Annotated in this window: 14 protein-coding genes; 1 reads left to right on the plus strand and 13 read right to left on the minus strand. The window is 75.3% G+C overall.

Going from position 1 to position 22,690, the window contains the following annotated elements; all coding sequences use genetic code 11:
* Positions 1-188: 188 nt before the first annotated feature.
* Entirely contained in the window at positions 189-791 is a 603-nt protein-coding gene (locus L6E12_RS28875; protein ID WP_236231080.1) for a TetR/AcrR family transcriptional regulator, read from the minus strand.
* A 254-nt stretch (positions 792-1,045) separates the two neighbouring features.
* On the opposite strand from L6E12_RS28875, the gene L6E12_RS28880 reads away from it, so the two are divergent.
* Positions 1,046-2,287, plus strand: a complete 1,242-nt coding sequence (locus L6E12_RS28880) for a hypothetical protein (RefSeq protein WP_236231081.1) — start codon at positions 1,046-1,048, stop codon at positions 2,285-2,287.
* Positions 2,288-2,361: 74 nt separating this feature from the next.
* Here the strand turns inward: L6E12_RS28880 and L6E12_RS28885 are convergent, their stop codons facing one another.
* The 12 genes from L6E12_RS28885 to L6E12_RS28940 are packed head-to-tail and all read right to left on the minus strand — an operon-like array spanning position 2,362 to position 22,633.
* Entirely contained in the window at positions 2,362-3,777 is a 1,416-nt protein-coding gene (locus tag L6E12_RS28885; RefSeq protein ID WP_236231082.1) for an MDR family MFS transporter, read from the minus strand.
* Positions 3,774-3,956, minus strand: coding sequence for a hypothetical protein (locus tag L6E12_RS28890; RefSeq protein WP_236231083.1), 183 nt, complete (start codon positions 3,954-3,956; stop codon positions 3,774-3,776). Before L6E12_RS28890 ends, L6E12_RS28885 begins: the two co-directional genes overlap by 4 nt.
* A complete protein-coding gene (locus L6E12_RS28895) occupies positions 3,953-14,146 on the minus strand; it encodes a non-ribosomal peptide synthetase (protein WP_236231084.1) in 10,194 nt (3,397 codons plus the stop codon). Before L6E12_RS28895 ends, L6E12_RS28890 begins: the two co-directional genes overlap by 4 nt.
* 38 nt (positions 14,147-14,184) lie before the next feature.
* The gene (locus L6E12_RS28900) at positions 14,185-14,961 is read right to left on the minus strand and encodes an ABC transporter ATP-binding protein (RefSeq protein WP_236231085.1); all 777 of its coding nucleotides are present in this window, start codon (positions 14,959-14,961) and stop codon (positions 14,185-14,187) included.
* Entirely contained in the window at positions 14,958-15,980 is a 1,023-nt protein-coding gene (locus tag L6E12_RS28905) for an iron chelate uptake ABC transporter family permease subunit (RefSeq protein WP_236231086.1), read from the minus strand. The genes L6E12_RS28900 and L6E12_RS28905 overlap by 4 nt, the downstream gene beginning before the upstream one ends.
* Entirely contained in the window at positions 15,977-16,939 is a 963-nt protein-coding gene (locus L6E12_RS28910) for an iron ABC transporter permease (protein ID WP_236231116.1), read from the minus strand. The genes L6E12_RS28905 and L6E12_RS28910 overlap by 4 nt, the downstream gene beginning before the upstream one ends.
* 47 nt (positions 16,940-16,986) lie before the next feature.
* On the minus strand, positions 16,987-17,982 hold the full coding sequence (locus L6E12_RS28915) for an ABC transporter substrate-binding protein (protein ID WP_236231087.1): 996 nt from the start codon (positions 17,980-17,982) through the stop codon (positions 16,987-16,989).
* 46 nt (positions 17,983-18,028) lie between these two features.
* A complete protein-coding gene (locus tag L6E12_RS28920; RefSeq protein ID WP_236231088.1) occupies positions 18,029-18,898 on the minus strand; it encodes a siderophore-interacting protein in 870 nt (289 codons plus the stop codon).
* Positions 18,895-19,137 carry a phosphopantetheine-binding protein gene (locus L6E12_RS28925; protein ID WP_236231089.1) on the minus strand — a complete coding sequence of 81 codons (243 nt, stop codon included), beginning with the start codon at positions 19,135-19,137 and terminating at the stop codon, positions 18,895-18,897. The genes L6E12_RS28920 and L6E12_RS28925 overlap by 4 nt, the downstream gene beginning before the upstream one ends.
* Complete coding sequence (locus L6E12_RS28930) at positions 19,134-19,802, minus strand: isochorismatase family protein (RefSeq protein ID WP_236231090.1); 669 nt, start codon at positions 19,800-19,802, stop codon at positions 19,134-19,136. The genes L6E12_RS28925 and L6E12_RS28930 overlap by 4 nt, the downstream gene beginning before the upstream one ends.
* 3 nt (positions 19,803-19,805) lie before the next feature.
* On the minus strand, positions 19,806-21,440 hold the full coding sequence (locus L6E12_RS28935; RefSeq protein WP_236231091.1) for a (2,3-dihydroxybenzoyl)adenylate synthase: 1,635 nt from the start codon (positions 21,438-21,440) through the stop codon (positions 19,806-19,808).
* The gene (locus tag L6E12_RS28940; RefSeq protein WP_236231092.1) at positions 21,437-22,633 is read right to left on the minus strand and encodes an isochorismate synthase; all 1,197 of its coding nucleotides are present in this window, start codon (positions 22,631-22,633) and stop codon (positions 21,437-21,439) included. The genes L6E12_RS28935 and L6E12_RS28940 overlap by 4 nt, the downstream gene beginning before the upstream one ends.
* Positions 22,634-22,690: the final 57 nt, after the last annotated feature.

A 22,690-nucleotide genomic window follows, 5' to 3' on the forward strand; every position in this document is an offset into this window, starting at 1 on the left:
GTTCAACCGTTCGATACCTTGACGATCGATTTCCCGAAATGGCGATTATTCGGGCCCGGTGACGGAGGGCAGGGGTGGGCACCACCGGTTCCGCATCCACCCGCGGAGTCCGAACCAGCACCGCGGAGGAGGGCGAGCGGACGCTCCCGACTTCGGGAGCCAGGGCGGGGATCACTCCTCCGGGGGGCTCAGGGCGCGGGGTCGCGGCCCGGGGCGTTCAGCAGGGACAGCAGGACGTCCATGACGTCGGCCCGCACGGCGTCGCCCGCCACCTCCTGGCGCTCGGCCGCGATGAGCACCCGCTCGTTGATCGCCGCGAGCGCCGCCTGCCACATGTCCTCGCCCAGCATCGCGGCGCGCTCGCTGACCTGACCCAGGACCGCCGCCCAGCGCCGGTAGGCCCGCCGCCGGGCGGCCAGGGCGCGCGGTCCGGCGCGCACGATCTCGACCACGAACACGGTGATCACAGACGGGTCGGCGGCGACCGCGGCGAGGTAGACCCCGACCCCGGTCTCCAGGCGCGTGACCCAGTCGTCGCGCGGGTCCACCGCCTCGTCGATGTGGCGCAGCACGGCCTCGGACGCCCCCTCGTAGGCGGCGACGAAGCACTCCTCCTTGTCGGCGAAGCACTCGTAGAACGTCCGCCGCGACACCATCGCCCGCGCCACGACGTCACCGATCGTGGTGTCGGCGTAGCCCTTGGTCGCGACCACCTGGAGCACGGCCCCGAGCAGCCTGCGCCGGTGCGCCTCCGCCGAGGGCCCAGGCGTGGTCGAATCCGATCTTGGCATCTCATCCTCGCTGTTGATACGCCGAAGTACCAAACCGCTGCGTACGGCGTTCTTTGTCGTTCCAGGACAGAGTGGAGGGCCAGGAACGCGCTACCACCACCCACCCGGAGCAGCCTGGGGCCACATCTTCGACCTGCGCTCTCGTTGAGGTACGCGCAAATTCCAGTAGCACTTGAAGTGTGGTTTCAGCGGTCGGTAACTTCCGGTACGAACCATTTCCTCTAGCCCTGAACCGCTTTTCGAGGAGCCATCGCATGTCCGGACGACGACGTCGCAATTCCCTGCTACGCAAAGGACTGGCCCTCACGGCGACCGCTGCCGCCGTGGTGGCCCTGTCCTCTGCGGGACCCGCGCAGGCGCTGAACATCCCGGACGTCCCCGCCATCGGTGTGGACACCGGCCGCTTCAACCTCCCCATCAGCTGCGCCATCACCCTGCCCGACCTGGCCGGGATCAAGATCCTGGACCTGGGCACGAGCGTCGACGTCCAAGGCGTGGTCACCACCAGCCTCGGCCCCGGCCAACAGTTCTACCTGACCCAGGGCTCGGGCTTCATCGAATTCCCCACCTGGCTGAGCGAGCTGGCGGCCGCCGTCGGCATCAACCGGGTGGACGCCACCATCACCGAGCTGGACATCAGCGCGTCCAACTCGACCCCGCCGAGCATCAACGTCGCGGAGAAGCCGCAGACGATCATCGACATCCCGATCGAGTCGGGCAAGCCGCTCGTCGTCGGCCTGCCGCTGGAGGGCACCTTCGACGTCGGCCCGTACACGGCGCCGAACAGCGGCACCACGACGCTGGCGTTCGAGCAGGCGGTCGCCCACGTCACCCTCAAGGCGTCGTGGGGCCTCCAGATCAAGGTCGACGCCAAGTGCACGCCCACCGCGGGCAACGCGCTGCTGACCCTCGGCATCGGCGGGGCCCCCGGCCAGCCGCCGTCGAAGATCACCGGTGCGCCGCTGAACTTCCCGCCGGTCGCCCCCGAGTACCTCGACGGCATCATCAACGCCCCCTACAAGTGCTCCTTCGGCGGGGAGAGCATCGACGCGGGCATCGCGGTCGGTGGCACCATCCCGCTGTCGGTCACGCGGAACGGGTCGATGTCGTTCACCAAGGCGTCGGGTGCGCTCACCATCCCGAAGGCGACCGTGAACAAGCTGCTCGACATGGGCTTCAAGGGCAGCTTCTCCGGTGTGGTGAACGAGCTGAACCTCAACGTGCGCGGTGGCACGCCCGCGGTCCAGAACGTCGCCGAGGGCATCACCATCCCCAGCACGCCGCTGGTCCGGGACAAGGACATCATCCTGTCCCTGCCCACGACCGGCACCATCACCGCCGGTCCGTTCCGCCCGACGGCGACTTCGGAGAGCGTCGCCATCTCCCTGGGCACCGCGAAGGCCACCTTCCGGTTCGACGGCAACGCGGGTGAGATCGCGATCAACTGCGCCAAGCCGTTCCCCGAGGTCTTCCTGGTCGAGAACCCGGTGACCTGATCCACCCCGGCCCGTGAACCCGGCCTGTGACCCCGTCTCCGGGGTCACAGGCCGGGTTTTCTTCAGATCGGCGGTCAGGTCGCCGCGTCCCGCGCCCGCTGCCCGGGCAGGCGGGCGGCGGCCGAGGCTGCCAGGACGGTCAGGGCGAGCACCCACCAGAAGGTGTCGCCGAAGGCCGCGGCGGAGTCCGGCCCGCGGCTGGTGAGGCGGGTTTGCAGGACGACGGCGAGGGCCGCGGTACCCACCGAGCCGCCGAGGGTGTTGAGCAGGTTCAGCGCACCCGCCGCCCGCGGCAGGTGCGCCGGTTCGACGCCGCGGTAGGCCAGGGCCAGGACCGGGGCGCCGATCATGGCCGCGCCGAGGCCCCGGACCAGCAGGGACACCGCGATCGCGGCGTCCGGGACGTCGTGGCCGAGCTGGGTGAACACGGCGGTCCCCAGCGCCACCAGGGTGATCCCGCCCAGGACCAGCGCGCGGGCGGCGAGGCGGTGCACGACCCGGCTCACCCACAGCGAGCCCACGGCGGCGCCGACGCCCTGCGGGGCGAGCAGGAGCCCCGTCTCCCACGCAGTGAGGCCGCCCGCGCCTTGCAGGTAGAGCGGCAGCAGGAACGTGGTGCCGAACACGGAGGCACCCAGGACCACCAGCGCCACCGCCGCGACCCCCAGCGGGGGGCGGGTGAACAGGCGCGGGTCGATCAGCGGCACCCGGGTCGTCCGCATCCCGTGCACGACGAAGGCCACCAGCATCACCGCCCCCACCGCGACCGCGGCGACCGCCGCGCCCAGCGGAACGGCCCGGCCCCGGCCGACCTCGGTCAGCCCGAAGACCAGCACGGCCAACCCGGGTGCGAGCAGGGCGGCGCCGCGCAGGTCGAACGGGGCGCGCGGCTCGACCGGTGCCGAGGCGGGGACGCAGCGGCGCACCAGCAGCAGCGCGACCGCGCCGACGGGCACGTTCACCAGGAACAGCCACGGCCAGGACGCCGCACCCAGGATGGCGCCGCCCGCCAGCGGCCCCAGGACCGGGGACAGCAGCGGCACCACGCCCACCACGCTGATCACCCGGCCGATGCGGTCGCGGCCCGCGGCACGGGCCAGCAGCGCCTGCCCCACCGGCGGCAGCAACCCGCCCGCGAGGCCCTGGAGCACGCGGAAGGCGATCAGGCTGGGCAGCGACCAGGCCAGCGCGCACAGCGCCGACGCCACGAGGAATACCGCGATCGCCGCGGCCCAGGTGCGCCGCCCGCCGAACCGGTCGGCCAGCCAACCCGAGGCGGGCACGGCGGCGACCACGGCCAGCAGGTAGGCCGTGCTGACCCACTGGATGTCGGTGACCGACGCGTCGAACCGGTCGACCAGCACGTCCAGGGCGACCGAGACGATGGTGGTGTCCAGGGTGGCCATGAAGGTGCCGAGCACCAACACGAACGCGGTCCGCCACAGCGCCGCCTCCACCACCGGCGCGGCCGGTGCCGTGCGCTCGCTCACCACAACTCCCCCAGCAGTCGGTCGACGTCCTCATCGAGCGAGGCGGGCAGCGCACGCGGGGCGACCAAGACGATGGCCGTGTCGAGGGTGGCCGTGGAAGGGCCGGGCACCCGCGTGAAGGCGGTCCGCCGCAGTGCGGTGTCGACCACCGGTGCGGCCGGTGCCGTGCGGTCGCTCACGAGACCTCCCCCAGCAGTCGATCGACGTCTGCGTCGAGCAGGGCGGGCAGTGCGCGCAGGGCGCGGAGCAGGGCGGCGGCGAGGGCGTCGACCTCGCCGGGGTCGAAGATCCCGGCCTGCGGGGCGAGGACCCCGGTCCACCCGGTGTCGGTGGGGACGACGGTGAGGGTGAGCGGGTGGTGGGTGCGCTCGCGGAACCGGGTGCCGGTGACGAGCAACCCGGGGGCCGGTTCGCGCAGCCGCGCCGGGTCGACCGGGTAGTTCTCGAAGACCACCAGGCTGTCGAAGAGGCGTTCGCGGCCGGTGAGGGCGGTCAGTTCGGCGAGGCCGATGTGCTGGTGCTCCACCAGTGCCTGCTGCCGGGCCTGGAGGTCGGCCAGCGCCGCCGCGGTGGTGCCGGTGAGGCGGGCGCGCGCCAGGACGGTGTTGGCGAGCAGGCCGATGATGTCCTCCACCCCGTCCACCTCGGCCGGTCGGCAGGCGACCATGGTGCCGAAGGTGACGTCGCGGCGGCCCGAGCGAGCGGCCAGGACCGCCGCCCAGGCCCCTTGCAGCAGGGTGTTGGCGGTGAGCCCGTGGCCGGTGGCGGCGGTGGACAGCGCGCCGACGACCGGTGCGGGGACGTCGAACAGGACCGGGTCGGCCGGGGCGACGGTGGCGGGCCTGCCGCGCAGCAGGTGGTCACCCTCGGGAAGGTCGGCGAGTTCGACCTGCCAGGCACGCAGGTCCGCCGCGTGGTCGCGGGCGGCCAGCCACCGGGTGTGCCGGGAGAACGGGACCGGCTCCGGGAGGGTGGTGCCGCTGTAGAGGGCGAACAGCTCGGTGAGGATGCGCGGGGCGGACCAGCCGTCGGAGAGGACGTGGTGGCTGGTCAGCACCAGGTCGGCGCGGTCGGGGGCGCGGCGCAGCACGGTGAGCCGCAGGGGCGGCCCGGCGGCCAGGTCGAACGGTTCGGCCAGGTCCTCGGCCAGCGCCGCTTCCACCTCCGCATCGTCGACGTCGCGGACACGGAACCCGGGTTCGGGGCGGGTGGGCACGACCTGCACCGCGTGGGCGGGTGGGAACACCGCGCCCAGGTTGGGGTGCCGGGCCAGCAGTTCCGCGCCCGCGGCGCGCAGGGCGGTCAGGTCGAGGTCGCCGTGCAGGGTGAACGCGGCCTGCACGGTGTAGGGGTCGCCGTGCGGTGAGCGGGCCTGGTCGAGCATGAGTTCCTGCATCGGCGTCAGCGGCAGGACTTCGCCGTCAGGGACCTCGGCGGTGAGGTGGGCCAGTTCGCGGGTGAAGTGCTCGCCCAGGTCCGTGATTTCGGCCGGGGTGAACAGGGCAGCGGGCCAGGTGAAGCGGACGCCGAGCGCCTCGCCGTCGCCGTCGTCGCGGATCAGGGCGTTGACCATGAGCGAGTACGGCAGTGGCAACTCGTCGCCGCCGGAGCCGAGCGGGTCGACGCCCGGCGGGGGTTGCCAGGCGGTTTCCCCGGCGGGTGCGGCGGGGAAGCGGCCCAGGTGGTTCCAGCTCACGTCGGGGTGGCGGACCAGGTCGCCGCCGAGGATGCCGTACCCGAGGCCGTCGCCCGCGGCGCGGAGGTGGTCGCGCACCGCGCGCAGGGCGGGCGCGGTGCCCGGGGGCGGGGTGATGCGGGCGGGGTGCACGGCGGTGAACCAGCCGACGGTCTGCGCCAGGTCGACCGGGCCGGAGAAGTCGGGGCGGTGCGCGGGGCGGCCGTGGCCCTCCAGGGCGACCAGCAGGTCCGGGTTGGTGCCGCGCCAGGCGGCGACGGCCCTGGCCAGGGCGGTGAGCAGCACCGCGTCCGGGGTGGTGCGGTAGGCGGCGGGCAGGGTGGCGATCGCGGCGCGGGTGGTGTCGGGGTCGACGCGGACCTGGTGGTGCACGGCGGTGGCGGCGGTGTCGCGGGCCGGGTCGAGCGCGGTCCCCGACAGCGGGGCGTGCGGGGCGGCGGCGACGCGGCGCCAGTGCGCCCGCTCGACCTCCCGGGCCGGTGCGGCGGCGCGCAGGGCGTCCGCCCAGGCCAGCAGGGGCAGGCCGTGGCGGGGCAGGTCGGCGCCGGAGTGGGCGTGGGCCAGGTCGTCGAGCAGCACCCGCCAGGACACGGCGTCGACCACCAGGTGGTGCGCCACCAGGACGAGCCTGCCCAGGGCGGGACCGGCGTCGATCCACACCGCGCGCAGCAGCGGCCCGGTGCGCGGGTCCATGGCGGCGCGGATGCGGGTGATGTGCTCCTCCGCCTGCGCGCCCGGGTCCGCGGCGGCGGGGACGGCGGTGAGGACGTCGGCGGCGGTCACCGCGCCCACCTCGGGGATGCGCAGCACCGGGCCGTCGTCGGTGTCGGCGAGGTGGCCGCGCAGCGCGTCGTGGCGGGCCAGGACCGCGTCGAGCACCGCGCGCCAGGTGGTTTCGTCGCCCGGTGGGACGCACACCTGCACCCACTGGCAGAAGGAGTCCGCCCGGCCTCGGCTCAGCAGGTCCCGCATGACGGGGGTCAGCGGCGCGTCGCCCACCGCCGGGTCGTCCTCTGTGGACTCTTCGGTCCCGCAGCGGGCGGCGATCCCGGCGATGGTGCCGCCCTCGAACACGTCGCGGGCGGTCAGGGTGAGCCCGGCGCGGCGGGCCCGGGACACCACCCGCAGCGAGACGATGCTGTCGCCGCCGACGTCGAGGAACGAGTCGTCCAGGCGCACGTCGCCGAGCACCTCGCGGAACACCGCCAGCAGCGCGGCCTCGGCCTCGGTGGCGGGCGCCCGGTCCTCGGCGGCGGTGTGCGCGGCGGGGGCGGGCAGGGCGTCGCGGTCGAGCTTGCCGGTGGGGCCCAGCGGCAGCCGGTCCAGGGGGACAAAAGCGGTGGGCACCATGTGGTCGGGCAGGTCGGCGCCCAGGTGCGCGCGCAGCGACGCCGGGTCCGGGTCGGCGCCGTCGGTGGGCACGACGTACCCGACGAGCCGGTCCCCGCGCACCAGCACGGCGCAGGCGCGCACCCCGGGGTGGCGGCTCAGGACGGTCTCGACCTCGGACAGCTCGATGCGGAACCCGCGCAGCTTGACCTGGTGGTCGGCGCGGCCGAGGAACACCAACTGCCCGTCGGGGCGCCAGCGCACCAGGTCGCCGGTGCGGTACATCCGCTCCCCCGGCGGGCCGTACGGGTCGGCGACGAACCGCTCGGCGGTGAGCGCGGCCCGGTTGACGTAGCCCTGGGCGAGCTTCGGCCCGGCCAGGTACAGCTCACCGGTCACCCCCACGCCGACCGGGAGCAGGCCCGCGTCCAGGACGTAGGCGCGCACGTGCGGGTCGGGGCGGCCGATGGGCAGCGGGCCGGGGTCGTCGGGCCGGTGGGTCCAGGTGACGGAGTTGATGGTCACCTCGGTGGGGCCGTAGGCGTTGAACAGCGCCCGGCGGTCGCCCCAGCGGCGGGCCAGCTCGGGGTCGAGGCGTTCGGCGCCGACGACGAAGAACAGGTCGCGGTCCACCTCGCGGTCGTCCGGCATGGCGGCGAGGAACGACGGCAGCAGGTTCACCCCGGTCACCCGGTGCTCGGTGATGTAGTCCAGCAGCTCGTCGCCGGGCACGCGCACCTCCTCCGGGGCGATGACCGAGGCGCCGCCGGACAGCAGCGGCAGCGTGAACTGCCAGAACGCCACGTCGAAGCCGATCGAGGCGAAGTGCAGGTAGCGCTCGCGCTCGCCGATGCCGACCACGTCCTCCTGGAGGGTGACCAGGCTGGGCAGGCCCCGGTGTGCGACGGCGACGCCCTTGGGCCTGCCGGTGGTGCCGGAGGTGTAGATGACGTAGGCGATCGAGTCGCCGGTGATCCCCTGCCGCGCCTCGACCGGGTCCTCATCCCATGTGGACGGACCGGCGAGCGCGGTGGGGTCGAGCACCGGGACCCGCACCGCGACGGCGAGGGAGTCCGGGGTGGCCAGGACCGCGGCGGGCGCGATGTCGTCGAGCATGTAGGCCAGCCGGTCGACCGGGTAGGTCGGGTCCATCGGGACGTGCACCGCCCCGGCCTTGAACACGCCGAACAGGGCCACGACCAGTTCCACGTCCCGGTCGAGCAGGACGGCCACCGGGTCCTGCGGTCGCACCCCGCGTTCGCGCAGGGCGTGGGCGAGGCGGTTGGCCCGGCGGTCGAGTTCGGCGTAGGTCAGGGTGCGGTCGCGGCAGACCACGGCGTCGGCGTCCGGGGTCTTGCGCACCCACCGGCCGAACTCCTCCAGGCAACTGCCCACGGGCCTGCTCGGCTCGGCACCCTCGCCCAGCGCCAGCAGCGCGTCGTGCTCGGCCGGGTCGAGGGCGCGCAGCCGGGCCACCGGGCGGTCCGGGTCGGTGACGATCTCCTCCAGCAGGGTGCGCAGCCAGCGGCCGTAGCCGCGCACGGTGTCCTCGTCGAAGGACTGCGGCTGGTAGCCCAGGCCCACCACGATTTCCTCGCCGGGGATGACGATGACGGTCAGCGGGTAGTGCGTGGCGTCGGTGATGTCCACGCCGACCAGGTCCAGGCCGGGGGCGAGGGTGGTGCGGTCGCGGCTGGAGAGCGGGAAGTTCTCCATCACCAGCATGGTGTCGAACAGGTCGCCGAGACCGGCGGCGCGCTGCACGTCCGGCAGCCCGACGTGGTGGTGCTCGGCGAGGGCCACGCTGTCGGTGTGCACCCGGTCGAGCAGGGCGGCGGCGGTGTCGGCCGGGTCGGTGCGGACCCGCACCGGGATGGTGTTGCCGAGTTGGCCGATGACCCGTTCCACGCCGTCGAGTTCGGCGGGCCTGCCGGAGACCGGGCAGCCGAACACCACGTCGCGGCGGCCGGTGAGCCTGCCGAGCAGCACGCCCCAGGCGACCTGGAAGACCGTGGTGGCGGTGACGCCGCGGGCGCGGGCGAAGCCGCGGAGCCGATCGCTGAAGTCGCGACCCAGGTTGACCGTCACGCGTTCCGGACGGGCCACTGTGGACGCCGCGGCGGCGGGGGCCAAGTGGGTTCCGCCGTCCAGCCCGGTCAGGGCGGCACACCAGGCGTCGAGCCCGGCGGCGTGGTCGCGGCCCGCCAGCAGGCGGTGGTGGTCGGTCGGGGCGGGGGCGGTCGGCGCGGGCGGGCCGCCGCCGAGTTCGGCGTAGGTGGCCAGCAGGGTGCGCCCGACCAGGGGCATGGACCAGCCGTCGAGCAGCGCGTGGTGGTTGGTGATGACCAGGCGGTGCTCGTCGGGGCCGAGGGTGCACAGCAGGAAGCGCACCAGCGGCGGGGTCGCGGGGTCGAAGGGGCGGTCGAGGTCGGTGCGGCAGTGCTCGGCCAGCAGGCGGTCGCGGTCGTCTGCGGTGTGCCCGGACAGGTCGGCGTGGCGCCAGTCGAGGGTGGTCTCGGCCGGGATGACCTGGACGACCTCGCCGGTGGCGGTGGTGTGCAGGTACACGCGCAGCGCCGGGTGCCTGCGCAGCAGTTCTCCGGTCGCCGCGCGCATCCGGTCGGGGTCGAGGGCACCGCGCAGCAGGGTCACCGCCTGCACGACGTAGACGTCGGTGTCCTGGTCCGCGCGCAGCAGGGTGTGGAAGGACAGGCCGACCTGCAACGGGGTGGCGGGCAGCACGTCGAGCACCCGGCCGCGCCGCTCCATGGCGTCGATGGTGTCCTGGTCGAGGTCGACCAGCGGCAGGTCGGACGGGGTGAGGCCGCCGCCGTCGGGGCCGATGCGGTCGGCGTGCGCGGCGAGGGCGGCCAGCGCGGTCTCCCACGCCCGCTGCAACCCCGCCAGTTCCGCCGGGGCGAGCACGAGCCCGGCGGCGGTCCACTCCACGGCGATGCGGGGGGTGGTGTCCTCGCGGACGAAGCAGTTCAGCGCGAGGACCTGTTCCAGCGCCTTGGCCGGGGGTTCGACGACGGCGAACGGGTCGTCGTCGGGCAGCCGCCACCCGGGGAGCGGGGCGAAGCGGCCCAGGTAGTTGAGCAGGACGTCCGGTGTTGGGGTGGCGGCGAACTCGGCGCGGGTGCCGGGGTCGAGGTGGCGCAGCACGCCGTGGCCGGTGCCGCCGTCGGGGACCGCGCGCTTGGCCTCCTTGACCGCGCGCACCAACCGGCCGGTGGCGTCGCCGCCCGCGAGCGCGTCGGCCAGGTCGACGGCGGTGCGGACGGCGTCGGCGGGGAGCCGCAGGGGGTGTTCGGCGGTGAACCAGCCGACGGTGCGGGACAGGTCGAGCCCGGCCTGGTCGCGGCCGTGGCCCTCCACGGTGACGGTGATCGCGTCGCGCTGCTCGTCGCGCCAGAGCCGCAGGGCCAGGACCAGCGCGGCCAGCAGCACCTCGTCGGCGCCCGCGCGGTAGGCCGCGGTGAGGGCGGTGAGAACGGCGGTGCTGGCCTCGGGGGTGGCGACCGTGGTGCCGCGGTGGGCGGTGGCGGTGGTGTCGAGGGCCTGGTCGAGCGGGCGGGCGCCCAGGCGGAAGTCGTCGCGGGCGGTGCGCCAGTGCTCGACCTCGGTGCGGCGGGCACCGCCTGCGCCCTGCTCGGCGAGCAGGCGGGCGTGGCGGCGCCACGAGGTGCCGACCGGGGCCGGGGAACCGCCGGTGCAGGCGGCGCGCAGGTCGGGCAGCAGCACCCGCCAGGACACGCCGTCCACGGCGAGGTGGTGGACGACGACCACCAGCCGGTCCGGGTCGCGCAGCAGGACGACCCGCACCAGGTCACCGGAGACCGGGTCGAGGGACGCGGCTGCCCCGCTCGCCACCTCGACCGCACTGTCCGCTGTGGACTCGCTGACGACGCGATCGGCGAGCACCGACCTGCGCGGGGCCACGACCAGCTCACCCGCGGGCGACACCCGCAGGCGCAGGGCGTCGTGGTGGTCGAGGAGCACGCCGACACCGTGGACGAGGCGATCCAGGGACAGGGGGGTGTCGAGGTCCACCACCGTCCACTGGGCGTACCCGGCGATCGCGGTCGGGTCGGGGTTCGCGTCGAGCAGTGCGCGCACGATGGGCGGCGCGGGTACCGGCCCGATCGGGTCGTCGGCCTCGGCGGGGTGCGCCGGGTCGGGGCCGCGCAGGTCGCGCCCGGCGGCGGCCAGGGCGGCGAAGCTGCCGCGGGCGAGCAGGTCGCGGGGGCGCAGGTCCAGGCCGTGGGCGCGCAACCGGCTGCTGACGCTGATGGCGGTGATGCTGTCGCCGCCGAGGGCGAAGAAGTCGTCGTCCGGGCCGACCCGTCCGGCGCCCAGCACCTCGGCGACGGTCGCGCACAGCAGCCGCTCCCGCTCGGTGCCCGGGGCGCGGCCCGCGCCCGAGGTCCGGGGGGCGGGCAGGGCGGCGCGGTCGAGCTTGCCGTTGGTGGTCACCGGAAGCGCGGCCAGCACCACGACCGCCGAGGGCACCAGGTGGTCGGGGACGCGGTCGGCCAGCGCCGCGCGCACGCCGTCCGGGCTGGGGGTGGCGCCCGCGGCGGGCACGACGTAGCCGACGAGCCTGCCGGTGCCGGTGTCGGTGCGGACGGTGGCAGCCGTGGCGCCGACCCCGGGCAGCGCGCCCAGGGCGGCCTCGACCTCGCCGAGTTCCACCCGGTGGCCGCGGACCTTGACCTGCCCGTCGCGGCGGCCCAGGTACTCCAGTCCCCGCCCCCGCACCCAGCGGGCCAGGTCGCCGGTGCGGTACATCCGGTCGCCGGGGTCGCCGAACGGGTCGGCGAGGAACCGCTCCGCGGTGGCCCCCGGTCGGCCGAGGTAACCGCGGGCCAGGTGCGGCCCCGCCAGGTACAGCTCACCGGGGCTGCCGGGCTGAACCGGGCGCAGCCCGTTGTCCAGCAGGTAGACGCGCGTTCCGGGGACCGGGAAGCCGATCGTGGGGGCGCCGCCGTCGATCCGGGCGCCCACGCTGTCCACAGTGGCCTCGGTGGGGCCGTAGAGGTTGCGTGCGGCGACACCGGATTCGGCCACCCGGCGCCAGAGCGCGGGCGGGGCGGCCTCGCCGCCGAGGATGAGCAGGGTCGGGCGGTGGGCGCCGTCGAGCAGGCCCGCCTCGACCAGGGGCACGGCCATCGACGGGGTGGTGTCGACGACATCGATGCGGTCGCGGGTGAACGCCGCGAGCAGGGCTTCGGCGTCGCGGGCGAGGTCGGCCGGGTAGAGGTGCAGTTCGTGCCCGCACAGCAGCCACAGCAGTTGGTCGAGCGCGGAGTCGAAGGCGAAGGAGTAGGTGTGCGCGGACCGCAGCCGCCTGCCCGCGGTGCGCTCGGCCTCCGCGACGGTGGTCGCGCGGTGGTGGTGGACCAGCGACGCGAGGCCGCCGACGCGCCCCAGCACGCCCTTGGGGGTTCCGGTGGACCCGGAGGTGAAGATGACGTACGCGAGGTGGTCGGGGTGGCGGGGCGCCGACAGTTCCTCAGTGGACAGTGGAGAGTCTTGCAAGCAGGCCAGTTCCGCGCGGACCTCTGGCGCGTCCAGCAGCAGGTGCGGCACCCCGGTGGGCACGGCGTCGGCGGTGGCCGCCTCGGCGAGCGCGAGCACCGCCCCGGCCTCGGCGGTCGTGGCGCGCAGCCGCCCGGCCGGGTGCTCGACGTCCAGCGGCAGGAAGGCGGCGCCCGCGTCGAGGACCGCCAGCAGCGCCACCACCAGGTCGACCGAGCGGGTCAGCGGCAGCGCCACCACGTCGTCGGCACCGACGCCGCGCGCCCGCAGCGCCCGGGCCAGGCGGTGCACCCGGGCGGCGAGTTCGGCCGTGGTCAGCCGCTCCGGCCCGCACACCAGCGCCGTCTCTTTGCCGTGGTCGGCCAGACCCGCCACCAGGGCGGGCACGTCGAGCGGAGTGCCGGGCGCGGGCGCGGTGCGCCACTCCTCCAGCAGGCGTGCGCGGTCCTCGGGGGCGACCAGGTCCACCTGACCGACGGCGGGGGCGGCCGGGTCGGTCAGCGCGGTGATCAGCGCGCGCAGGGCGTCGAGCCTGCGGTCGACCCCGGCCTGGTCGTGGGTGCGGGCGTCGACCTCGAAGCCGAGCAGCAGCCCGCCCTCCCCGGTCGGCAGCACGCTCAGGCCCATGTCCTCCGGCGGGCCGCCCGCCACGTTGCGCATGACCCCGGTGGACCCGGCGAAGTCCAGGGCGAGGTCGAACGCCTTCAGGTTCACCCCGCGCCCGTGCAGCAGCGCACCCGCCCCGGCGACGGCCAAGTCCCCGGGCAGGTCCTCGCCGCGGTAGCGCTGGTGCGCGCGCATCTCCCGCATCGCCGCCGCCACCCGCGCGGTCAGCTCGGGCAGCCCGTCGCCGCCGGACACCGCGACCCGCAGCGGCAGCACGTTGACCGCCATGGCCGGGGTGCGCAGCGCGGGCCCGACCCGGCACATCAGCGGCAGCGCGAACACCACGTCGGCCTGCCCCAGCACCCGGTGCAGGAACGCCGCGTAGCAGGCGATCAGCGCCTCACCCCAGGTCGCGCCGACCCCCTCGGCGACGGCCCTCAACCGGGCGAGGTCGGCCGCGTCCAGCACCGCGCGGGCGGTGACGGTGCGCTCGGGCAGGCCGGTGGCCCCGGTGCCCTCGTCGAGGTCGGGCAGCGGGGTGAACCGCTCCCGCCAGTAGGCCCGGTCCTGCTCGGCGCGGGCACTGCCCCGGTAGGCCAGGTCGGCGGTGACCAGGTCGGCGAACCGGCCGAAGGTCGGGGGCGGGGGCTGCTCGCCGCGCACCAGGGCGGTGTAGTGCGCGGCGGTGCGCCGGGCCAGCATCGCCGCGGTGTAGCCGTCGAACACCAGGTGGTGCCCGAGCTGGGTGAACCACACCTCCCGGTCGGTCAGGCGCAGCACGGTGTGGGAGAACAGCGGGCGGTCCACCATCCCCCGGCACGCCTCGGCGACCCGGCCGCGCTCGGCGGCGACCAGGGCGTGCGCGGCGGCCACCGGGTCCGCCTCGGCGCGCAGGTCGACCACCTCCGGCAGCGGCACCGGGTCGGCGGAGACCACCTGGCGCGGGCCGTCCGGGGTGTCGGACACGCGCAGCCGCAGGCTGTCGGCCTCCTCGGTGGTGGCGCGGATCGCCGCGCGCAGCGCCGCCACGTCCACCGGGGCGGCACCGCTGACCTCCAGCACGTCGCCGACGACGTAGTACGGGGAGTCCGGCTCCAGCCGCTGCGCGTCCCAGATGCCCCGCTGGGCGCCGGTCAGCTCCAGCAGCTCACCGTCCACGGTGGACTCGGCGCCGGGGTGGGCGTGGGCTGTGCTCAACGCGTGCTCCTGGAGGTCGGGCGGTCAGGTCGGGGTGGTCAGAAGGAGGGGACGACCATCGGGGTGCCGGTCACCGGGTCGGGAACGACGACGCAGGGCAGGTCGAACACCTCGTCGATCAGCGCGGCGTCGACCACCCGCGACGGCGGCCCCTCGGCGACCACCCGGCCGTCGCGCAGGGCGACGAGGTGGTCGGCGTAGCGGCAGGCCTGGTTGATGTCGTGCAGCACCGCGATCACGGTTCGACCCGCGTCGCGCAGCCGGGCCAGCAGCTCCAGCAGTTGGTACTGGTGGGTGATGTCGAGGAACGACGTCGGTTCGTCGAGCAGCAGGTACGGGGTGCGCTGCGCCAGCACCAGCGCCACCCACACCCGTTGCCGCTGGCCGCCCGACAGCTCGTGCACCGGCCGATCGGCCAGGTCGGTGACCCCGGCGGCGTCCATCGCCTCGGCGACGGCCTCCTCGTCGGCGACCGACCAGGTGGACAGCAGGCCCTGGTGCGGGAAGCGGCCCCTGGCCACGAGTTGGCGCACCCGGACGTCTTCGGGGGCGACGGGTTCCTGCGGCAGGAACCCCAGTGCCCGCGCCAGTTCCTTGCCCGGGTACTCCCCCACCGCGCGCCCGTCGAACAGGGCGGCGCCCCCGGTGGGGCGCAGCAGCCGCACGAACGCGCGCAGCAGCGTGGACTTGCCGCAGGCGTTGGGGCCGACGACGGCGGTGAACGCGCCGTCGGGCACGTCCAGCGACAGCCGGGTGGAGACCACCCGGTCGCCGTAGCGCAGGGTCAGGTCCCGCGCGGTCAAGCGGGCGGTCACGTCCGCCGCACCTCCTTGGTGAGCAGCCAGATCAGGTAGCAGCCGCCGATGGCGGTGCTGACCACGCCGACCGGCAGGGCGACGGGGGCGAGCAGCGCCTGCGCGAGCAGGTCGGCTCCCTGCAGCAGGGCGGCACCGGTCAGCGCGGCGGGCAGCAGCGGCACACCGGGGGCACCGGCCAGCCGCCTGCCGATCTGCGGGGCGGCCAGCGCGACGAACGCGATCGGCCCGGCCACGGCGGTGACGGTGGCGGTGCAGCCGACGCCGATCAGCACCAGGTGCAGCCGCAGCCGCTCCAGGCCGACGCCGGTGGTGACCGCGACCTCGCCGCCCAGCCCGGACTGGTGGGTGGCCTGCGACCGCAGCGCCAGCAGCACCAGCAGGACGGCCAGCACGGCGAACGGGATCGCCAGGTCGTCCCAGCCGACGCCGTTGAGCGAGCCCGCGCTCCAACCGACGGCGGCGATGGCGACCTCCAGTTCGGCGCGCAGCACGATCCAGGAGTTGACCGCGGTCAGCATGGCGTTGACGGCGATCCCGATCACCACCAGCCGCAGCCCGGACAGCCCGCCCTTGCGCGAGAGCAGGTACACCGCGGTCGCGGTCGCCACACCGCCCGCCACCGACCCGGCGGTGAGCTGCGCGGAGGTCCCGGACAGGACGGTGAGCGCGATCAGCGCCCCGGTGTAGGCGCCCGAGTCCAGCCCGATCACGTCCGGGCTGCCCAGCGGGTTGCGGGTGATGCCCTGGAAGATCGCCCCGGCCACGCCGAGCGCGGCCCCGAAGACCACCCCGGAGAGCACGCGGGGCAGCCGCCAGTCGCGGATGACCACGCCGGAACCGCCGCCGGAACCCGAGAGCGCGGCGACGACCCTGGCCGGGCTCGCCCAGACCGCGCCGTAGCAGAGGCCGAGCAGCCCCAGCCCCAGGACGACGAGGACCGCGGCGGCGGTGAAGACGAGGGTGCGGCGCTCGACGCGGAGGGACACCGGGCCGCGGCGCAGGACGACGGCGGTCACAGCGGCGCCGCCCCGTAGCGGCGGACCGCCCAGATGAGCACCGGCCCACCCAGGAACGCGGTCACGACGGCGACCGGCACCTCCCCGACCGGCAGCAGCACCCGCGCCACCGTGTCCGACACCAGCAGCAGGACCGGACCCAGGACGGCGGCGAAGGCGACCAGCCAGGGCACCGAACCGCCCGCCGCGCGCCGGGCCAGGTGCGGCACGATCAGCCCGACGAACAGGATCGGCCCGGCGATCGCGGTCGCCGCCCCGGCCAGCACGGTGATCAGCACCAGCGCCCCGGCCCGCACCCCGGCGACGTTCACCCCGAGGGTCTGCGCGACCGCCTCACCGAGCGCAACGGCGTTGAGCTGCCTGCTCAGCAGCAGCGCGCCGAGCAGGGCGGCGGCGATGGCGAGCACGGGCAGCAGCGTCGGTGCCTGCTCCCGCCCCGCCAGCGACCCGACCGCCCAGAACCGGTACTCGTCGAACACGTCGGGCAGCAGCAGCCGCAGCCCGAGCGACACCCCGGACAGCACCGAGCTCAGCGCGACCCCGGTGAGCACCAGCCGCAGCGGCGAGCGGCGGCCCACCGCGTACACCAGCGCCATCGCCAGCACCGACCCCACCACGGCCAGCACCAGTTCCCCCGTGGCCGAGGCGGTGGCGCCCAGCGCGGAGCCCACGGTGATGGCGAACCCGGCGCCGGTGCTCACCCCGAGGATGCCCGGTTCCGCCAGCGGGTTGCGCGAGAGCACCTGCACCAGCACGCCTGCCACGCCCAGCGCGGCACCCGCGCCGACGGCCAGCAGCGCGCGGGGCGCGCGGATGTCGCGCACCACCAGGTCGTCGCTGGAGCCGGTCGGGTCGAGCAGCGCCCGCAGCACCCCGGCGGGGGCGATGGCGTGCGCGCCGACGGCGAGGCTGAGCACCGCCACCGCGGCGAGCACGGTCAGCGCGAGGAGCAGCCACACCCCGCGCGCCCCCGACCGGGAGCGCGCGGGTGCGGTCCGGGCAGCGGTCACGAGGTCAGCAGTGGTGCGAACGCCTGGTCGATCGCGTCCACGGCGGTCATGGCCGAGCGGTAGGTCGCGGCCTCGGTGTAGCGCAGCGCGAAGACCTTGCCCGCCTTCACCGCGGGCAGTTCCTTCCACAACGGGGAGTCCAGGACGTACTGCACGGACTTGGGCACCGAACCGTCGGCGGCGACGGAGTAGGTGATGGCGTCGGCCTCGGCGAAGGCCGCGGGCAGTTCCTCGATCGACGGGTACTCGCTGACGTCCTTGGAGCCGCCGCCCTTGACCTTGACCTGGCCGTAGTAGTTCGCGCCGAGGTCCTGGGCGATGTTGGTGCCCCAGGCGCCGTTGAACTCGCGCTGGAAGTTGCCCTTGGCGACCTCGCCGTAGGCGCCGAGGTGGGCGAGCTTGAGGTTCGGCAGCACCGAGGCGTACTTGGTGGCCAGTTCCTCGGTCTTGGCCTGGTAGGCGTCGCGGTTGGCGTCGAAGGTGGCCAGCGCGCCCGCCGCGTCGGCCTGCCTGCGCGAGAGGTCCCGCCACGCCGACGGCACCGAGGGGCCGATGGCCACGACCGGGGCCACCGCCTCCAGCCGCGTGAGGTCGATGTCGGCGAGCGCGGGCTTGGGCACGCCGATGACGATCAGGTCCGGCTCGGCCTGGGCGATGGCCTCGTAGTTGGTCTCCGCGGCCGACTCACCCGCGACCTTGGTCAGCCTGTCGTACTCGGCGCGGTCGTCGGCGGTCATCATCGGCAGCCCCCGCTGCCAGGAGGAGATCCCCACCAGCGGTGCGTCGGCCTCCAGCAGGGCCGGGACGGCGTACCCGGTGGCCACGACCCGCTTCGGGGCGACCGGGATGGTGATCTGGCCGTTGTCGGCGGCGAAGACGCGGGTGTCGCCCGCGCCCGCGCCGGACTCGGCGTCGCCGGAGCCGCAGCCCGCGGCCAGGCCGATGGTGAGCACCAGCGCGCTGGCGATGCCGGTGATTCTGGGGAGGGGCATGGGGGTTCCTCGGGGTTTCGCTCGTACTTCGGGGAGTTCCGGTGGATCAGTGGTAGTCGTGCGGGTGGTCGTCCTCGTCGTCGAAGTCGGCGACGCCGCGCTTCCAGTAGCCGGTGATGTCGTGGTCGGCCTTGCCCAGGCCCAGCTCGTCGCGGACCCAGCGGCGCAGCGGCTTGATCGAGCCCGCCTCCCCCGCGATCCAGGCGTAGAGCCGTTCCCCCTCGGGCACGTCGACCCCGCGCACCGCCCGCTCCAGCAGGTCGGTGGTGCCGGGCGCGGCGCCGTCGCGGTGCAGCCAGTGCACCTCGAACCCCTCGGGGGCGCGCAGGTCGATCCGCTCGCCCGCGTCGGCGACCTCGACGAACGCCCAGCCGCGGGCGGTGCGGGGCAGTTCCTCCAGCCAGCGGGCGATGGCGGGCAGCGCGGTCAGGTCGCCCGCGAGCAGGTAGCGGTCGTAGGTGTGCGGGACGATCAGCCCGCCGGGCGGGCCCGCGACGTGCACCGCGGCGCCGGGTTCGGCGGTGCGCGCCCAGTCGGCGCCCAGTCCCCCGGCGTGCAGGGCCACGTCCAGGTCGAGTTCGCCGGTGGCCGGGTCGTAGCGGCGCACGGTGTACTCGCGGGAGGTGGGCGACGGCCTGGGCCAGCGCAGCACGTCGCCGTCGGGCTCGGGCAGGCGCAGGGTGCCGTCCGGCTCCGGGAACAGCACCTTCACGTGCTCGTCGGGCGAGTGCGCCTCGAACCCCCCGGTCCCCGGGCCGCCCAGGGTGACCCGCACCAGACCGGTGCCGACCGCGGCGGTGCGCACCACCTCGGCGGTGCGCACCCGGATCGGGTAGCCGACCTTCTCCGCCGCGGTGCCCGCGCGGACCTCGGCGATGCGCTCGCGGTGGCGGTGGCGGTGGTCGACCCGGTTCACGTGCCGGTCACCAGGCTGGCCCAGCGCTCCAACCGGGGTTCCTCGGCCAGGTCGGCGAACTCGACGGCGGGCGCCCCGGCCGCGCGCCAGCGCTCGACCAGCGCCATCGTGCGCATGGAGTCCAGGCCCAGGTCGAACAGGTCGGCGTCCGGGGTGACCTCGGCCGGGTCGCAGCCCAGCACGTCGGCGACGTCGGCGCGCAGCCGCTCGGCGGTCAGGGCGGTCTCGGGGGTGCTCATCGCTTCGCTCCGGCGGGGATCGGCGCCGACAGCGCGGCGAGCGCGGCGGCGGTGGTGGTGACGGCGCCGCAGCGCTGCGCCACGTACTCGCAGGCCCGGTCGTGGTGCTCGCGGGAGAAGTCGGCCACCGCGTCGCCGACCAGGAACGGGCGCACGTCGCGCATGAACGCCTCCACCGCGGTGGTCTGGCAGCCGATGTGCGCGTAGACGCCGGTGATCAGCAGCTGGTCGCGGCCCAGCTCGGCGAGCTGCTCGGTGAACGGGCTGCGCTGGAAGGCGCTGTAGCGCCACTTGTCCAGCACGGTGTCGCCGGGTCGGGGGGCGAGTTCGTCGACGATGTCGGCGGCGCGCGGGTCGTCGTCGATGACCGCGCCGATGCCCGCGCCCCAGAACTCCAGCAGCAGGCCGCGGTCCTCGTCGGCCTGGCGGCCCGGCTGGGCGGTGTAGAACACCGGGACCCCGACGCGGCGGGCGACCTCCAGCAGGGCGGCGGTGTTGGCGACCACCTCCGGCAGGGGCGCACCCTGGTACGGGGCGAGGAAGTAGCGCTGCGCGTCGTGCACCAGCAGCGCCGCGCGCGCCGGGTCGGGCCGCCAGTCGACCCGGCAGGCGGGCAGTTCGGACGCCGCGGGCAGCGGGTAGGAACCGATCTCGGGCAGGGACACGGGTCACGCCTCCTTCACGAGGGCGGCCAGGGCCACCCGCAGTTCGCGTTTGCTGGTCTTGCCGACCCCGGTCACCGGGAACGCCTCGACCACCTGCACCAGGTCGGGCACCTTGAACGCGGCCACCCCGCGCTCGCGGATGAACCGGCGCAGCGCGGGCGCGGTGGGCGCGGCCCCGGCGACCGGCACGACGTAGGCGCAGGTGCGCTCGCCGAGGTAGTCGTCGGGCACCGCGACCACGGCGGCGTCGAGCACGTCGGGGTGGGCCATGAGGTGGTCCTCGACCTCCTCGGCGGCGACCTTCTCCCCGCCCCGGTTGATCTGCTCCTTGGCCCGGCCGACGACCTCCAGGTGCCCGGACGGGGTCTGCCGCACCAGGTCCCCGGTGCGGTAGAAGCCGTCCGGGGTGAACGCCACCGCGTTGTGCTCGGGCGCGCGGAAGTAGCCGCGGATCGTGTACGGGCCGCGGGTCAGCAGCGCCCCGGTCTCCCCCGGTGCCACCAGGTCGTCCGAGCCCGCCAGCGGGTTGTCCGGGTCGACCACGCGGACCTCGTCGTCGGGGGAGATCGGGCGGCCCTGGGTGCCCAGGACCACCTCGGCCGGGTCGTCCAGGCGGGTGTAGCAGACCAGGCCCTCGGCCATGCCGAACACCTGCTGCAACCGCACCCCCAGCGCGGGTCCGACGCGCTCGGCCAGCTCCCGGCCGCACTTGGCGCCACCGATGAGCAGAACGTCCAAGGTGGACAGGTCATGCCCGGTGCGCGCGGCGGTCTGCACCCAGGCCGCGGCCAGCGGCGGCACGACCCCGGTGATGGTGACGCCCTCGCGTTCGATGAGCCGGAACGCGGTGTCGGCGTCCGGGCGCGGTGAGAACACGACCTTCGCCCCCGCGTGCCAGGCGCCCAGCACGCCGGGTGAGCTGAGCGGGTAGTTGTGCGCGGCGGGCAGGGCGGCCAGGTAGGCGCTGTCGGGGGTCAGCGCGCAGATGCGGGCGCTTTCGCGGACGCTGTAGAGGTAGTCGTCGTGGGTGCGCGGGATCAGCTTCGGCAACCCGGTGCTGCCCCCGGACAGTTGCAGGAACGCCACCCCCGACGGGTCGGGGTCGGGCAGCTCGCGCGGGGCGGTGGCGGACAGGTCGTCGAAGTCGGCGGACCCGACCACGTGCACGTGGCGCACCGAGGCCACGTCGGCGGCCACGGCGCGCGCGGTGGCCGCGTGGTCGTGCCGCTCGTGCAGGCCGACGGTGAGGATCGCCGCGGCCTCGCTCTGCTCGGCGAAGTGGCGCAGTTCGCTGTGGCGGTGGGCGGGCAGCGCGAACACCGGCCGGGCACCGGCCCGCCACAGTCCGAACAGGACCGGGGCGAACTCGGGCACGTTCGGCAGTTGCACCACGACCCGCTCACCCGGGCGGATGCCGGAGTCGACCAGACCGGCGGCGACGCGGTGCGCGCGGTCGTCGAACTCGGCGTAGGTCCAGCGGCTGGTGGTCCCGTCCCGCTCGCCGACCACGGCGGTGCGGGGGCCGTGCGCCTCGGCCAGGGCGGTCAGCAGCGCGCCGAAGGTCTGGCCGCGCCAGTGGCCCGCGGCGCGGTAGCGCGCGGCGACCGGTTCCGGCCACGGGGTGTGGTCGAGGGTCATCGCGGGTCCTCGGCGCCGAGCGCGCGCAGCAGCGTGCGGAACTTCGCACCGGTCTCGGCCAGCTCCGCCTCCGGGTCCGACCCGGCGACGACGCCCGCCCCGGCGAACAAGCGCACCGCCCGGTCGCACACCTCGGCGCAGCGGATGGTGACCACCCACTCGCCGTCGCCGTCGAGGTCGGTCCAGCCCACCAGGCCGGTGAAGTGGCCGCGGTCCAGCGGTTCCAGGTCGGCGATGGCGTCCCGGGCGCGGACCACCGGCACCCCGCACACGGCGGGTGTCGGGTGCAGCGCCTCGGCCAGCGCCAGCGCCGAGGACCCCGGGTCGGTCGGGTCGGCGACCCGACCGGTGATGCGGGTCGACAGGTGCCACATCGTCGGTGTGCCGATCACCGACGGTTCGGCGGGCACGTCCAGGTCGGCGCAGAACCGGCCCAGCACCGCGGCCACCTCGGCGGCGACGTGCGCGTGCTCGGCGCGGTCCTTGGCCGAGGCCAGCAGCGCCGCCCGGCGCCTGCGGTTCTCGTCCTCGTCGGCCACCCTGGGCAGGGAACCGGCCAGCGGGTTGGCCACCACCTCGCTGCCGTGCCGCGACACCAGCAGCTCCGGGCTCGCCCCGAGCAGGGTGCGCGGGGCGGGGTCGCCCGGCGCGCTGACGTCGACGGCGAAGGCGTGCGCGGCGGGGTCGGCGCGCACCAGCCGGGCCAGCAGCGCGGGCACCGCGACGGGGGTGTCGGCGAGCAGGTCGAGGCACCGGCCCAGCACGACCTTGTCCAGGTCGCCGTCGTCGATCAGGCCCAGCGCGCGGCGCACGGCGGCGGTGTAGACCGCCGGTTCGGGCCGGGGCGTGATCGTCCAGGCGGGCACGCGGGCCGCTCCGGTGGGGCCGTCGCCCGTGGGGGCACCGGCCCGGCGGACGAGCGCGGGGACGACCAGGCTGCTCGGGCCGTCCGGGCGGAAACCGAGCGCGCCGACCACCACCGGCCCCTCGACCCCGGCCACGGCCGCCGCCGACAGCGCCGCCGCGGCGGCGGTGGCCCGGGCGCCGGGCGGGGCGTCGACCGGGGCGTGCACCCCGTCGGCGAGCAGCGAGCCGCGGGCCGAGGAGTAGTAGAACGACCCGGGCAGGTAGGCGGACAGCAGGTCGGCAGCCCGGTGGACCGGACGGGGACGCACCAGGGCGGCAGCGGACACGCGGAATTCCCTTTCGCAAACAGACTACTTCGGACTTTCCCCACCCGGCGCACCCGG

This window comes from Actinokineospora sp. PR83 (assembly GCF_021056305.1).
GTDB classification, from domain to species: Bacteria; Actinomycetota; Actinomycetes; order Mycobacteriales; family Pseudonocardiaceae; genus Actinokineospora; species Actinokineospora spheciospongiae.